Origin of the sequence: Paraburkholderia piptadeniae (genome assembly GCF_900007165.1) — a bacterium.
Taxonomy (GTDB): Bacteria; Pseudomonadota; Gammaproteobacteria; order Burkholderiales; family Burkholderiaceae; genus Paraburkholderia; species Paraburkholderia piptadeniae.
In genome coordinates, this window is the sequence record NZ_CYGY02000050.1 from 116,876 (window position 1) to 130,900 (window position 14,025).

Sequence of the window (14,025 nt, forward strand, 5' to 3'; positions counted from 1 at the left end):
CCGCTACCGGCGCGCTTCCATCGCCATCCGAACGGCCAGGCCCGTCAACACGGTTCCCATCATCCAGCGCTGCATCGCTAGCCATCTGGGCCGGCGCGCGAGAAATCCGGCGATCGAGCCCGCAGTCATCGCGACTAATGCGTTCACGCTGATACGAAGCCGAGTGCGAGCGACTGTCCCAGCACGCTACCGTGCCGCGGATCGATGAACTGCGGCAGCAGCGAAAGATAAAGCACCGCGATTTTCGGATTCAACAGATTCGTCACGAAGCCCATCATGAACAGCTTGCGAGGGCTGTCGGCCGGCAGGTCGCGTACCTGGAACGGCGAACCTCCGCCCGGCTTCACCGCTTGCCATGCAAGCCAAAGCAGATAAAGCGCGCCGCCGAAGCGCAAAGCGTCGTACGCAAACGGCACCGCGAGTAGCAGCGCAGTGATGCCAAGTGCCGCACACAACATATAGACGACGAATCCGAGTGCGACGCCGCCTAGCGAGATCAGCCCCGCGGCGCGGCCCTGGCAGATCGAACGTGAGACCAGGTAAATCATGTTCGGGCCCGGCGTAAGCGCGATACCCAGTGCGACGAGGCCGAAGGCCAGAAGAGAAGTGTGTTCAGGCATCGCATGTCTCCATGACAAGATCGTGGTAATGCCCAAGCGCGCGGCGGTTCGCGGCTCCGGCCGACGGGAAGCGACGTCGAAGCGCGGTTCGCGTTCCCTGATGGTGGCCCATCTCGCAGCGCCAGTTGCGCGAACCCGTTGATCATTCCACGACAACGGCTGTTGTGCCTGGCTGCGCCATCGCAACGCACCTTAGCTGCGCAGTGGTCTGAAGCATCGCCGGAGGTCCTCGGCCAGCAGTGCCGGCTGTTCCAGCGCCGCGAAATGACCGCCATGCGGCATATCGGTCCATTGCAGCACATTGAACGTGCCTCGACCCACGAGCGCGGCGGCTGGCTGATCGTCCGACAATTCCAATCTGCTGGCGAGCCGGTAGCCGCGCGGTCCGTCAAATTCGAAGGCTTGTGCGGTCATAAGTTGATATCTCTCGTATCGGCACGCGCTATGTCCATGAGGAGCCGGGCGAACCCAGGATGTGTGATGCCATGCACGCCCGGCAAGGCGGCTTACTTGACTGGCGGAAAGTCGACGTCGGTGCCGTTGATACGATTGAAGGTATTGGTGAAGATGCCGAGCGCAATGGTCAGCGAGATCTCCGCCAATTGGATGTCGGTGTAGCCGGCCGCACGGATGGCATTAAACTCGTCCTCGCTAGTCGTGCCGCTCGTGGAATGCAGGTGGGACACGAAGCGCACCAAGGCATCACGCCTGGCGTCACCCGTGGGCTGTCCGGCGCGAATGGCACGCAGCGAATCGACCGGCAGGCCCACCAATTTGCCCACGAAGCTGTGCGCGGCCACGCAAACGTCGCAACCGGTCTTCTCACTGACTAACAGCTTGATGGTTTCGTGCTCTTGCCTGCTCAGGCTGCCCGAGTTCAATGTGCCTTGGGCGTCGAGCACCGCGGCCAAAGACGCCGGTACAAGGTAGCCCAACGCGGCGTACGTATTGGGGACGCGGCCACCGGAAATCTTCTTCACCCGCGCATAGATATCGGCAGTGGCGCCGGTGGCGGACGTGATGTCAGGAATAGCGATACGGCTCTTGGTGTGAACTCTTCATCAGGTGTGGCGGGAATAGCGATACGGCTCATGGTGTGAGCTCTTCATCAGGTGGCGAGGACTCAGGAAAACGGACGCAGCGTCAGTTCGAGGCCCAGGATGATGAGGAATAGGAGAAAGCAACGGCGGAAGGCTTTCGGGCTGATCTTCTGCCGCGCTATCGACCCCAACCACATTCCAGCGAGAGCGGGAATGACAGCCAGCAGCGACAGGCCGAGCTGGTCGAGCCGGAACGCGCCATGGGCCAGGAGCCCTGCTGCGAGAGCAACCGTGGAGACGGTGAACGAAAGGCCAAGAGCCTGCACGAGCTCGTCTTTCTGAAGACCCAACGATTGCAGATAGGGCACAGCTGGAATCGTGAAGACGCCGGTGGCGCCAGTCCACAACCCGGTAACAATGCCGATGACGGGCGAAAGCCAGGACTCGAGCCGTTCCGGGAACGAGAGCGTCGGCAAGAACAGCGCATAGGCCGCATAGGCGATCAGGGCGATTCCCAGCGCACGTCCCGACCAGACGGGATCGACGACGACCAGCAGTCGCGTCCCCAGAACGGTACCGATCACGATGCAGAGCATCATTGCCCACAGCCGTCGCATGATGCGGAGTGTGTCTCGCCCAACCAGCATTTGCCACACGTTGGTCACGAAGGACGGAATTATCAAGATCGCCGCCGCCGTAAGCGGTGACATGGCAGCCCCAAGCACGCCCATGGCAACCGTGGGCAGGCCCATTCCGGTCACGCCTTTAACGACACCGGCTCCGAGAAAAGTGGCGAGGAGCAGGCCGGTCAATCCGATGGTCAGAGTATTCATGCAGGGTATTACGCCTTCAACCGGGAACTGGCACAATGCGGTTTTTCCGATATTGCCTTCGGATTGTCCGAAGGCAATCTGTCCTGGTGAGTGTATGAGATTCGATCTCGTGGATCTGCGCCTGTTCGTTTGTGTGGTCGATGCTGGCAGCATTACAGCCGGGGCCCGACAGGCAAATCTCGCTTTGGCGTCGGCAAGCGAGCGGATCAGTAACATCGAGTCGGATGCCGGTGTCGTTCTGCTTGAAAGAAGCCGCAGAGGGGTGGTAACCACCGAGGCAGGAGAAGCGTTAGCGCACCATGCGCGTCTGATACTCCGACAGCACAGCCTGTTGCAGGGAGAACTGCGCGACTTTGGCGCCGGTACGCGAGGTACGTTGCTGCTGTACGCAAATACGGCGGCGCTGACTGGCCTCTTGCCGCAGAGGCTTGCCCCGTGGCTTGCGCAGCGTCCGCGTCTGAACATTGATCTGAGAGAGCGTACGAGTGCCGAGATTGTGAAGATGATCGGCGCAGGACTGACCGAAGCGGGTGTGGTATCAGATGCAGTCAACCCCACAGGTCTCACAATCCAGCCTGTCGCCAGTGACCATCTCGTCCTGATCGTCCCTGTGGCGCACAGACTCGCAGAATCGAAGGAAGTTTGCTTTGCCGATGTTACGGGTGAGCAGTTCGTTGGCCTGGAGGCCGGGAGCGCGCTTCAAGATCACATCGACGAACACGCTGCCGATCTGCGCAAGACGTTAGCACTCCGTATTCGCATGAAAAACTTCGAGGGATCGTGCCAGATGGTGTCGCAGGGGGTGGGAGTCGCGATCATCCCACTGGCGGTCGCCAGGCGCTTTCGACGCAGATATCCGTTCAAAACTATTACGATCAGCGATAACTGGGCACGAAGGCGGCTTTGTCTGTGCTTTCAGCAATGGCACACTCTATCTGCGCCGATGCAAAGCCTGCTGGCGCATCTCGGCGGCGGGGCGCAGACCCTGTAGCCGCGCGGCCGGCTGCGGGTGAATGCCATCTGGATTTCCTGGCCGAAAAGGTGCATGTCGCCGTGCGCTGATTTCATGTTCACCCCACCGACATTCCCCGCCGCCGTCCAATCTCCCAGGATACCCCGCCGCCGCTCACCGTCGCTGCGATCTGCCGCCCCGACTGCTGCTCGATCACTGGCTTCCACGGCACCAGACTGAATCCCATACGGCATAGCGTCCGCTGTCGCGCATGACGGAACGGCGGTAGATGCCAGCCGATCGAGTGGCTCCTCGACCCGGCCCAACGGCAACGCGTTACCGCCGGGCTCAACAAAGGGAGAGGCGCGTAGTTCGCTGGCTCGCGCCGTGTGCTTCAATCGGCTCGGAAAGCTGCACGATCGCGCATACGAACTGCGATGTCATCGCGTGAGTGGCCTGAATCTCGTCGTCGCGGCGATCATGCTGTGGAACACCGTCTATCTCGAACGCGCGGTCCGCTATGCGGTTGCATCCGGACGTTCCATTGTTGGAGTTGAATGACCGCGAAGGGGGCGGTCTGCGCCTGTCGGGGCAGGACGAACTGCGTCGAACCGAGATCGGCCGCAATGCGTCATCCGCTTGCGCAATAGTTTCAAGCTTGCGAACTTTTTCGGCCCACGGCGGCGCCTGCCTCCCACAGAAATGGCTCACCTGTTTTCAATAGAATAAGTACACGCGATGGCAATGCGGAGTTCCAAGCGAAGCGATGCGTCGCGCAACGCCCTACAAGTAACCCTGCAAGGCTGACTGGAAATGAGTCCGGGCAAGATTCTCTCAGGCATCGCGATGACCGCGCTGTCCACGGCATGCGCCGCTGCGGGGGTGGCCGATGCGTGTTTGCCGTCGTTCTCCGAGGTCTACGTCCAGAATGGACTCGAAATGCGGACCCGCTGTACTGCCTCCGCGCCAGCGCTCGCGCGTGTCATTGAACGCCTGAACCGCGCGATGAAGAGCGACGGGCTCTCCGCCGAACAACGTGTTGCGCTGGCGACAGCGGCCAACGTGATGCTGCACGCGGTCGTCTCTCTGGCAGACCACGGCGAACCCACAAACGACGCCGCGTTCGATAACTTCGAACCGATCCTCGAAAGCCTCGCATCGCAGATCAGGACACGCGCCGATATCGACGTCACAGCCGAAGCGTCGAAATGGAACGCACGTTATGAAGATCTGCTGCGCAGATTGTCGATCACAAGCAGCGCGGATCCCACCGAAATGCAGCTCGGCGAAGCCGCGAGGCGCCTCGATCTGGATGACGCATCCGTGCTACTCATGCGGCTCATTGCTATAGCACCCGGTACGACCCAGCTATCAGCGGCGCGCAACTACGAAGCGGCGATCATCGAACTGCTTCGCTTCACGCCATGGAACGCGCTGCCATACCTGGAGAAGGCCCATGCGCTGCAACCCGACGATATGGACATCGCCACCGCATTCGCCGACACGCTGCTCGTGCAGCACGAGCCCGAGCGCGCGGAGCCGGTGTATCAAGCACTGCTGATCCAGTACCGGACGCTTGCGCAACAGAAGCCCGCCGTGTGGCAGCCGTCCGTCGCGCGTACGTTCGGCAAGCTCGGCAGTCTGTATATGATGCGGCAGCAGCAGAAGGAAGCCGAAACCGCGTGGCTACACGCGCTCGAAATCTACTGGGCGCTAGCGCGTGTGAACCCTTCCGTCTACAGTCCCGCAGTGGCTAGCACAATTGACAGCCTCGCAACGTTGTATCGCGACACGCAACGTCTTCAGGATGCGGCAGACGCGTGGCGCGAAGCCCTTGCCCTCGACCGCGCGCTGGCCCGACAGGACCCGGCCATGTATCGGCCCGCGGTCGCATCGACGCTCAACGATCTCGGCATTCTCTACAGTGCAACACAGCGCACGCGCGACGCGGAACTCGCCTATCTCGAAGCGCTCGGCATCCAGCGCGCACTCGCACACGACAACCCCGCGGCCTGGCGTCCGGCGCTTGCGCGCACGCTGAACAACGTCGGCAACCTCTACAGCGCAAGCGGGCGGCTGCCAGAAGCGGAACACTCCTACCGGGAAGCTCTGAAAATCCGTCAACAACTCGCCCGCGAAAGCCCCGCGCTTTACCAGCCCGACCTCGCACGTACGCTGGGCAATCTGGGCGTGCTGTACCGCCTCGAACGGCGACCGGTCAAGGCGGTACAGGCGTATCAGCAAGCGCTGCAGATCGTTCACGCCCTTTCGCACAATACGCCTGCCGCGTACCAGCCTGACGAGGCGCGGATACTGAATAATCTGGGCGTGCTCTACGGCCGCACGGGCAGGCCGCGCGAAGCGGAAGACGCGTGGCGCCGTGCGCTGGATCTGTACCGCAAACTCGCACACGACGATCCGTTGACCTGGCGGCAGGATGAAGCGCGCACCTTGCGGAATCTCGGCGCGCTGCTCAGCCACACGCAACGTTCGGCCGAAGCCGGCGTATTGAATCGCGAGGCGGACGAGCTGATCGATTCGACACGGGCGCAATAGAGCGCGAGAGAGTTTGCGTTTTGACTAAGCGCCAAAGCGCTTATTACAGCTCGTCACGCTGCGCGGCACGCCCGTGCAACTGTCGGGCACGCAATACCGGCTGGCGTCGCTGTTCTTTTCGAACATCGGCCGCGTTCTGTCACGCGACCACATCTTCGCGATGGTCTGGGGGCGAGAGTTCCGCGAAGTGACGCGCACGATCGACAGCCATGTGTCGCGTCTGCGCCTGCTGCTGCAAATCGACCCGCACAACGATTTCCGTTTGCAGCCCGTGTACAAGAGCGGCTATCGGCTACTGCATCTGCGCAGCGAAGAAGCCGTCGCGCAGCACGCTGAAGCGGCTTGAGCGCGCTCGGGCATCACGCCTGGTCAATGCGGCGGCTTCGGCCGCCGCATCTTTTTGTGCACGGCTTTCGCGCAATGGTTCCGCGCGCTCACTTCTCATACCGGCCGTGCCTGCTGGATACGCCACACAGGCGCTCATGCTTACAGCTTCGGAAGCGCCGGCCGCGTTTCGATCGAATGACGGATGAGCGCTTCGACGGTCTTGCGTTCATCGCCCGCGAGCGGCAGACGCGGCGGGCGAACAGGCTCCGTGCCCAGGCCGACGATCGCTTCCGCGAGCTTGATGTTCTGCACGAGCTTTGGCGAAACGTCGAGCGCCAGCAGCGGTGCGAACCAGCGATAGATCGCGCGTGCTTCCTCCAGCCGTCCCGCCTTCAGCAGCCGATAGATCGCGACCGTCTCATGCGGGAATGCGCAGACGAGCCCCGCCACCCAGCCGTGCGCGCCCATCAATATCGCTTCCATCGCCAGATTGTCGACGCCGCAAAGAATCGCATACCGGTCGCCGACTTCGTTGATCAGGTCCGTCACGCGCCGCACGTCGCCGCATGACTCCTTGATGGCGACGATCTTCTTCTCGTCGGCGATTTCGGCGAACATCTCCGGCGTCATGTCGACGCCATAGGCGAGCGGATTGTTGTAGATCATGAGCGGCAGCGGGCTCGCGTCGGCGACCATGCGGAAGTGGTTCAGCGTCTCGCGGCGGTCGGACAGATAGCGCAGGCCCGGCAGCACCATATAGCCCGCCGCGCCATGTTTCGCGCCCGTCTCGGCCTGACGGCAGCCGTCGAGCGTGCTGTTCTCGGCGATCGTCAGCAGCACGGGCACGCGGCCGCGCGATGCCTCGACGGCGACGTCGAGCACTTGCAGCTTTTCGTCGAGGGAGAGTGTGGACGCCTCGCCAAGCGAGCCGCACACGATGATGCCGTCGACGCCCGCATCGATCTGCGCCTCGATGTTCTTGCGGGTTGCCGCGCGGTCTATGCTGAAATCCGCGTTGAATTTGGTGGTGACTGCGGGCAATACGCCTTCCCAGATGTGCGCCACGACTGCTCTCCTGAAAGTGATGAGTCGAGTGCAGTGTAAGCAGCGAATTTTCGGGTGTCTTGCGCGAATCGCGCATCGCGCGTGACGATTTCGGCACAGTGGCTGTGCGACGGCGATCCGTGATTTAAGGTGCATTTGTCGCGTCGTGACCGTGAACCACATTGCGCCGCCTAAATGGCGCATGCCAACCATGCCGCTTCCCGATGCGATGCAAGGGTATGTCAATGACCGTTCATTGGACCCGCGGACAGCGCGTCAAACGCGCAGCCAGCGTCTCGCTGGCTATGCCGAAATCGTCACAATCCACGCGCAGCCGCTTCAAGACTGCGCCGTGCCGCATTCCTACCATGAGCGGCATGAAAACCCTGAACGTAATCGATTCGCACACGGGCGGTGAGCCAACCCGCCTCGTCGTGTCCGGTGGCCCCGATCTCGGCGGCGGCACGCTTGCGCAACGGCTCGACGTGTTTCGCGCGCGCTTCGACGACTGGCGCGCGGGCATCGTCACCGAGCCGCGCGGTTCCGATGTGGTCGTCGGCGCGCTGCTGTGCGAGCCGGATCACAAAGGGTGCGCGGCGGGCGTGATCTTCTTCAACAACGTCGGATATCTGGGCATGTGCGGACATGGGACGATCGGGCTCGTCGTGTCGCTCGCGCATATGGGGCGTATCGGGCCGGGACGGCATCTGATCGACACGCCCGTGGGCTTCGTCGAAGCGACGCTCAACGATGATCTCAGCGTGTCGGTGCGCAACGTGCCCGCGTACCGGCATTGCAAGGACGTGACCGTCGACGTGCCGGGCTTCGGTGCGTTGACGGGCGACATCGCGTGGGGCGGCAACTGGTTCTTCCTCGTCGCCGGCCATGGCCGTACGCTCGACGCGTCGAACATTGCCGAACTCACGCACTTCAGCTCGGCGATCCGCGATGCGCTGATCGCGTCGGGCATCACAGGGGCGAACGGTGCGGTGATCGACCATATCGAACTGTTCGGTCCGGGCTCGCGTGCAGGGATCGATAGCCGCAGTTTCGTGCTGTGCCCAGGCAACGCGTACGACCGCTCGCCGTGCGGGACGGGAACGAGCGCGAAGATCGCGTGCCTCGCCGCCGACGGCAAGCTCGCGTCCGGCGCGGTGTGGCGGCAGGAGAGCATCATCGGCAGCCTGTTCGAAGCGAGCTACGTCGATGGCGGCACGCAGAACGACGTCCCCGCCGTCATTCCGACCATCACGGGGCACGCGCACATCATGGCCGAAAGCCGTCTGTGCTTCGACGAACGCGATCCGTTCGCGTGGGGCATCCGCACGGTATGACGGCCGATGTGGTGATCGTCGGCGCGGGCATCGTCGGCGCGGCGTGCGCGGCGGAACTCGCGGCGCGCGGTCTGCGCGTGACGGTGCTCGACGCGCAGCGCATCGGCGGCGGCGCGACGTCGGCGGGCATGGGGCACATCGTCGTGATGAACGACTCACACGCGGAGTTCGCGTTGAGCCGCTATTCGCGCGAGCTGTGGCTCGCGCTCGCGCCGCAGTTGCGCGCGCGCGATGCGTTCGCGCGTTGCGGCACGCTCTGGGTCGCCGCCGATGCCGAAGAACTCGATGCCGCGCGCGCGATGCAAGCGGCGTTCGCCGCGCAACAGGTTGTGGCCGATCTGCTCGATGCGCGCGCGCTGTACGACTGCGAGCCGTCGCTTGCGCCGGGCATGGCAGGCGGCCTTCTCATCGCGGACGACAGCATCGTGTACGCGCCGTCCGCCGCGCAATGGCTGCTCACGCAGTCGCCGGCGGCAGCATTGATCGACGTGCGGCTCGATACGCGTGTGGCAGCGCTCGACGGCCATCAGGTCACGCTTTCGAATGGCGAGCGTATCGAGTGTGCGCATGTCGTCGTCGCGAACGGATTGCATGCGGCGGCGCTCGTGCGCCGGCTGCCATTGCAGCCGAAGAAGGGTCATCTGCTGATCACGGACCGCTACCCCGGTTTCATTCGACATCAACTGCTCGAACTCGGCTACATCAAGAGCGCGCATCACGCGACGGGCACGTCGGTCGCGTTCAATGCGCAGCCGCGTCCCACGGGGCAACTGCTGATCGGCTCGTCGCGCCAGTTCGAGACGACCGATCCAGCCGTCGAGATGCCCGTGCTCGCGCAGATGCTCAAGCGCGCCGCGCGTTACCTGCCCGAGTTGCCCGCGCTCAACGGCCTGCGCGCGTGGACGGGATTTCGCGCGGCATCGCCGGATGGCTTGCCGTTGATTGGCCCTGCCGGCAGCGCGGCGCCTGGCGTGTGGCTCGCCGTCGGACACGAAGGGCTCGGCGTGACGACGTCGCTCGGCACGGCGCAGCTGCTCGCCGCGCAGATCACGCAGACGCCCGCCGCGATTGACGCCGATCCGTTCCTGCCCGCGCGCTTCGAGGCCTGCCATGTCTGACTCTGATGCACAGCGTGCGCGCGTACGCGTCGTGATCGACGGCGAGTCTGTCGATGTCGACGAGGGCATGACCGTCGCTGCGGCGCTCGCTGTCTGCGGCGCGAGCATGAGCGGGACGCGCGCATCGGTGACGGGCGAGCTGCGCTCCGCGTTGTGCGGCATGGGCATCTGCCACGAATGCCGCGTGACGGTTGACGGACGCGCGCACGTGCTCGCGTGTCAGACGCTGTGCCGCGACGGCCAGATCATTCAGACGGCGAGGCCGCGATGAACGACGCGCACTTCGATCTCGTCGTCATCGGTGCGGGGCCTGCGGGTCTCGCTGCTGTGCGCGAGGTCGCGAACGCGGGTGCGCGCGTCGCCGTGCTCGACGACAATCCGCGCGCCGGCGGGCAGGTGTGGCGTTATGGGCCCGCGCATCCGCCGTCAAAGACGCTGACCGCTCATTTGAAGGCGATAGGGGCGGCAGGCGATATCGATTCAAACTCCCGCGTGACGCTCTTGCAATCGACGCGCGTCGTCGCGCCGCTCGACGGACGCCGTCTGCTGATCGAATCGGCGGAACGCGGCGGCGCGCGCATCGGCTACGAGCGATTGATTCTGGCGACGGGCGCGCGCGAACGGCTGCTACCGTTCGAGGGCTGGACGTTGCCCGGCGTGACGGGCGCGGGCGGCCTGCAGGCGTTGATCAAAGGCGGCGTGCCTGTGCGCGGCGAGCGCATCGTGATCGCGGGCAGCGGGCCGTTGCTGCTCGCGTCGCTGGCCACCGCACGCGCGGCGGGCGCGCGGATCGTGGCCATCGTGGAGCAGGCGTCGTCGGCTTCCGTGATGCGCTTCGGCGCGTCGCTTACGGCGACGCCGGCGAAGCTCTTGCAGGCGGTGCAGTTGACGCGCGGCTTCGCGGGCCTGCGCTATCTGACGTCGGCCGCCGTACGTGCCGCGCAGGGTGACGGTCGCGTCGAGCGCGCGATCATCGAGCGAGCCAACGGACGCACCGAGTCGATCGATTGCGACCGCATCGCTTGCGGTTACGGGCTCGTGCCGAACACGACGCTCGCTCAGTCGTTGGGCTGCGCGACGGACGGCGATGGCGCGATCGCCGTCGACGACTCGCAGCGCACGTCAGTCGACTACGTGTTCGCGGCGGGCGAATGCACGGGCGTCGGCGGGATGGAACTCGCGCACGTCGAAGGGCGGCTCGCCGGACTGCATGCGCTGGGTGTCGGCGATCAGACGCTCATCGACGCGCTTGTGAAAGAACGCGAGCGTTGGCGCCATTTCGCGCAGCGAGTCGAGACGGCATTCGCGTTGCGCGAGTTCGCGCGTGCGATGCCCCGCGACGACACGCTGCTGTGCCGCTGCGAAGACGTATCGATTGGCGAGGTCCGCATGCATGCGAACTGGCGCGATGCGAAGCTGCATACGCGCTGCGGCATGGGCGCATGTCAGGGGCGCGTGTGCGGCGCGGCGGCGCAAACGCTGTTCGGCTGGCAGGTCGCTCAGACACGTCCACCCATCAGTCCCGCGCGGATCGGCACGTTGATGCTGGCCGCCGACACACAAACGGCCACCGACTGATAAGCCGCGAGCGTCAACCGCGCCGACTGGCAAGCTCGATACGCACCTGCCAGGCACGCATCAGACGAAAAACGCCTGCAATTTCCGCAAAGCGAATTTCTTCGCGCGCATCGCGCCGCCCTATAATCGACCAGCCCCGCGAGCGTTTGCCGGGGCTCACATCCACCGTTCACCGCAGTTCATGCACGGAACCCGCACGATGAACACGCTCGCACATACGCTCGACGCGCTCGATCCGGGCGACGCGTCGCTGGCCGGGATGCTCTCGCATTTCGCGTTGCTCGGACCCGTCTTCGATGCGATGCCCGACATCGTGTTCTTCGTGAAGGACGCGCAGGCGCGCTACGCGCTCGTCAATCGCACGCTCGTGTCGCGCTGCGGATTCAAGGAGAAAGAGGCGCTGCTCGGCAAGACGGCGGAAGAGGTGTTCCCGAGCCGCTTCGGCCGCATCTATACGGCGCAGGACAAGGCCGTGATCCATGTCGGCAGCCAGATGGTCGATCAGCTGGAACTCCATCTGTATCCGGGCCGTCAGCCCGGCTGGTGCCTGACCTGCAAGCAGCCGTTGCGCGATGCGACGGGGCGCGTGGTCGGTCTGGCCGGCATCTCGCGCGACCTGCGCGCCGACGAAAGCAGCCACCCCGCGTACAGCCGGCTCGCGACGGTCGTTCAGTATCTGCAAGAGAACTACGTGCAGCCGCTGAATCTGAAGCATCTCGCGGCGATGGCGGATATGTCGGTGGCGCAGCTCGAACGGTATTTCCACAAGGTGTTTCATCTGACGCCGCGTCAGGTGCTGCTCAAGACGCGGCTCGATGCGGCGACGTCGCTGCTCGTCTCTCACGACAAGGTGACGGATGTCGCCGCGTTGTGCGGCTACACGGATCACAGCGCATTCACGCGTCAGTTCAAGGCGACGGTCGGCGTGACACCGACCGAATACCGGATGCTGTTGCACGGCACTGCGCGCGGCTAGCAGCCAATACCGCCGCCGCCCGCCGCGAACGGCTGTACGCGTATCCAGTGGAGCGCGGGCAAAACGCGCTCTCGCAATCAGAAGAAGAAACCCGCAAACGATGTCTGTTCGCCGTCAAAAGCTTCGCTACTACGTATACGCGGTGGCGCTCGACGATACCGTCTGGAACGAGGCGCGCTTTCGGCGCGCGAATCCCGACTATCGTTTCGAACGTCCGTGCGTGTATGTGGGAATGACGGGGCTGGACCCGGATCTGCGCTTCGACCGGCACAAGGCGGGCATCCAGTCGAACCGCTACGTGCGCGATTACGGCCTGAGGCTGATGCCGGAATTGTATGAAGTGTTCAACCCGATGCCGTACGAAGGCGCACGCGACATGGAGGTCGAACTGGCGATCGGATTGCGTGAAGCCGGTTATGCCGTGTGGCAGGCATGATCACGCGGCGCGAGAGGCGCGGCGCGCTGCCGTGGACGTTCAGCGGACGCCGAGCCCGCGCAGGATCGCGTTGCCTTCGGGCGTCAGACGGATGTGCGATTCACCCGCATCGGTGGAGACGGTCTCGACCAGCCCCGCTTCCTGCAGCATCGGAAGCTCCGGTTTCGCGAACGCGGCGACGGGCGCGTGCAGCAACAGCAGCAGTGTGGCAATTTCGTGCGGGCTCAGTAGCCGGCGCAGAAGCGTCGACTTTTTCGGCGGGGCAGTCGTCGTGTTGGCGGCTTGGGCCGGCGCGGCCGGTGATCCGGCTACGCTGCGCTTCGTCAGGTCGTTACGGTCGTTGTGGTAATCCATCCAGGGCACCTCGTGCGGAACGCGGGTCAGTGTCGAAGACGAATCGTGACGGCCGAGACTTAAACGATTCTTAAAGTCCCCGCCCGCCGGCCTTTGCCGGGCGGGCGAAGTTGTTTCATCTGGTTACATCCCGGTGCCTCGCAGCGCAGAAAGCCGCTTTTAAGGCGCGCATTCCTTACTTGCGCCTTCAATCCACAGATTCGACGTGTTGCGCTTGCCTGCGTAATAGCGGAACGTCGTGCCGCCGTTATCGGTGCGGACCTTGACGATGTTCGAATCGCCGAAATCGAGCATCTGGCCCTGCGGAATCGGCGTGGCTTTGACGGGCGTGTCGTGCTTTGCCGCGGCCTGGGTCATGCACTGGATGACGTCGTCGGTCGAGCGGTTCGTCATCGTGTCTTTCATCGGATCACCGGCATCCGGGTTGTGCGAGGCCTGATACGCCGCGCAGGCGGTGAGAAACAGCGGAACAGACAGGGTGACGGCTAGCTTCCTCATAACTCTCCTTCGCGTTGACGGCTGCGCTTCGGTGAGCGGCGTGACTGCCGCGCCCGTCGGCGAAATGCCGCGAAACATCCGGGAAATTATATCGGCGCAAGCCACATGCCCGGTTTTCGGACGGCTGCGGCGGCAATGCGGACCCTGCGCGAAGCGCTCGCCGCGTCGGCCGAAAGCGCCGTTTCGAGCGCGTTCCCGCTACCCGAGTGACGCTACTTTCGCACCACTTGGTTACTACTATTCGTTGCCTGCTTCACGGGAAATACATGAAAAATAACGGTTTGTACGATCAAATTTAAAACTAACTAGATCGTACAAATTTAGTAGAAACCCCAAAAGACGAACGCCGGATACAGGTG

13 protein-coding genes, 5 pseudogenes and 1 riboswitch are annotated in these 14,025 nt (G+C 63.8%); of the genes and pseudogenes, 10 read left to right on the plus strand and 8 right to left on the minus strand.

Annotation, left to right across the window (positions count from 1 at the left end; genetic code table 11):
• Nucleotides 1–3: 3 nt before the first annotated feature.
• The 4 genes and pseudogenes from BN2476_RS25765 to BN2476_RS25775 all read right to left on the minus strand — a co-directional run bounded on the left by BN2476_RS25765 (nucleotide 4) and on the right by BN2476_RS25775 (nucleotide 2,493).
• A pseudogene (locus BN2476_RS25765) lies at nucleotides 4–620 on the minus strand (LysE family translocator).
• A gap of 23 nt (nucleotides 621–643) precedes the next feature.
• Nucleotides 644–759: riboswitch (ZMP/ZTP riboswitch) on the minus strand.
• Nucleotides 760–812: 53 nt separating this feature from the next.
• Nucleotides 813–967 (minus strand): annotated as a pseudogene (locus BN2476_RS45685) (epoxide hydrolase); the annotation flags it as partial.
• A 159-nt stretch (nucleotides 968–1,126) separates the two neighbouring features.
• Complete coding sequence (locus tag BN2476_RS25770) at nucleotides 1,127–1,657, minus strand: carboxymuconolactone decarboxylase family protein (RefSeq protein WP_087736984.1); 531 nt, start codon at nucleotides 1,655–1,657, stop codon at nucleotides 1,127–1,129.
• Between the two features lie 86 nt (nucleotides 1,658–1,743).
• Nucleotides 1,744–2,493 carry a sulfite exporter TauE/SafE family protein gene (locus BN2476_RS25775; protein ID WP_087736985.1) on the minus strand — a complete coding sequence of 250 codons (750 nt, stop codon included), beginning with the start codon at nucleotides 2,491–2,493 and terminating at the stop codon, nucleotides 1,744–1,746.
• Nucleotides 2,494–2,587: 94 nt separating this feature from the next.
• Here BN2476_RS25775 and BN2476_RS25780 point away from each other — a divergent pair, with 94 nt between their 5' ends.
• On the plus strand, nucleotides 2,588–3,484 hold the full coding sequence (locus tag BN2476_RS25780) for a LysR family transcriptional regulator (protein WP_087736986.1): 897 nt from the start codon (nucleotides 2,588–2,590) through the stop codon (nucleotides 3,482–3,484).
• Between the two features lie 79 nt (nucleotides 3,485–3,563).
• Here BN2476_RS25780 and BN2476_RS25785 read toward each other — a convergent pair.
• A pseudogene (locus tag BN2476_RS25785) lies at nucleotides 3,564–3,748 on the minus strand (DUF3363 domain-containing protein); the annotation flags it as partial.
• On the opposite strand from BN2476_RS25785, the pseudogene BN2476_RS45690 reads away from it, so the two are divergent.
• From BN2476_RS45690 to BN2476_RS25800, 3 genes and pseudogenes are all read left to right on the plus strand, one after another.
• Nucleotides 3,745–3,997 (plus strand): annotated as a pseudogene (locus BN2476_RS45690) (Tn3 family transposase); the annotation flags it as partial. The pseudogenes BN2476_RS25785 and BN2476_RS45690 overlap by 4 nt on opposite strands.
• Before the next feature lie 261 nt (nucleotides 3,998–4,258).
• On the plus strand, nucleotides 4,259–6,001 hold the full coding sequence (locus tag BN2476_RS25795) for a tetratricopeptide repeat protein (RefSeq protein WP_087736989.1): 1,743 nt from the start codon (nucleotides 4,259–4,261) through the stop codon (nucleotides 5,999–6,001).
• Between the two features lie 46 nt (nucleotides 6,002–6,047).
• A pseudogene (locus tag BN2476_RS25800) lies at nucleotides 6,048–6,347 on the plus strand (winged helix-turn-helix domain-containing protein); the annotation flags it as partial.
• A 140-nt stretch (nucleotides 6,348–6,487) separates the two neighbouring features.
• Here the strand turns inward: BN2476_RS25800 and BN2476_RS25805 are convergent.
• On the minus strand, nucleotides 6,488–7,393 hold the full coding sequence (locus BN2476_RS25805; protein WP_087736990.1) for a dihydrodipicolinate synthase family protein: 906 nt from the start codon (nucleotides 7,391–7,393) through the stop codon (nucleotides 6,488–6,490).
• A 347-nt stretch (nucleotides 7,394–7,740) separates the two neighbouring features.
• Between BN2476_RS25805 and BN2476_RS25810 the strand changes: the two genes are divergently transcribed.
• From BN2476_RS25810 to BN2476_RS25835, 6 genes are all read left to right on the plus strand, one after another.
• The gene (locus tag BN2476_RS25810; protein ID WP_087736991.1) at nucleotides 7,741–8,706 is read left to right on the plus strand and encodes a 4-hydroxyproline epimerase; all 966 of its coding nucleotides are present in this window, start codon (nucleotides 7,741–7,743) and stop codon (nucleotides 8,704–8,706) included.
• Nucleotides 8,703–9,824, plus strand: a complete 1,122-nt coding sequence (locus tag BN2476_RS25815) for an NAD(P)/FAD-dependent oxidoreductase (protein ID WP_087736992.1) — start codon at nucleotides 8,703–8,705, stop codon at nucleotides 9,822–9,824. The genes BN2476_RS25810 and BN2476_RS25815 overlap by 4 nt, the downstream gene beginning before the upstream one ends.
• Nucleotides 9,817–10,095, plus strand: coding sequence for a 2Fe-2S iron-sulfur cluster-binding protein (locus BN2476_RS25820; protein WP_087736993.1), 279 nt, complete (start codon nucleotides 9,817–9,819; stop codon nucleotides 10,093–10,095). The genes BN2476_RS25815 and BN2476_RS25820 overlap by 8 nt, the downstream gene beginning before the upstream one ends.
• A complete protein-coding gene (locus tag BN2476_RS25825; RefSeq protein ID WP_087736994.1) occupies nucleotides 10,092–11,402 on the plus strand; it encodes an FAD-dependent oxidoreductase in 1,311 nt (436 codons plus the stop codon). Before BN2476_RS25820 ends, BN2476_RS25825 begins: the two co-directional genes overlap by 4 nt.
• Nucleotides 11,403–11,601: 199 nt before the next feature.
• On the plus strand, nucleotides 11,602–12,378 hold the full coding sequence (locus BN2476_RS25830; protein WP_087736995.1) for an AraC family transcriptional regulator: 777 nt from the start codon (nucleotides 11,602–11,604) through the stop codon (nucleotides 12,376–12,378).
• A 100-nt stretch (nucleotides 12,379–12,478) separates the two neighbouring features.
• Nucleotides 12,479–12,814, plus strand: coding sequence for a hypothetical protein (locus BN2476_RS25835; protein WP_087736996.1), 336 nt, complete (start codon nucleotides 12,479–12,481; stop codon nucleotides 12,812–12,814).
• 39 nt (nucleotides 12,815–12,853) lie between these two features.
• On the opposite strand, the gene BN2476_RS48430 is transcribed toward BN2476_RS25835, so the two are convergent.
• On the minus strand, nucleotides 12,854–13,168 hold the full coding sequence (locus BN2476_RS48430) for a hypothetical protein (RefSeq protein WP_087736997.1): 315 nt from the start codon (nucleotides 13,166–13,168) through the stop codon (nucleotides 12,854–12,856).
• Nucleotides 13,169–13,327: 159 nt separating this feature from the next.
• Nucleotides 13,328–13,666: a hypothetical protein gene (locus tag BN2476_RS25845; protein ID WP_087737086.1), complete on the minus strand. Its 339-nt coding sequence runs from the start codon at nucleotides 13,664–13,666 to the stop codon at nucleotides 13,328–13,330.
• Between the last annotated feature and the right edge of the window lie 359 nt (nucleotides 13,667–14,025).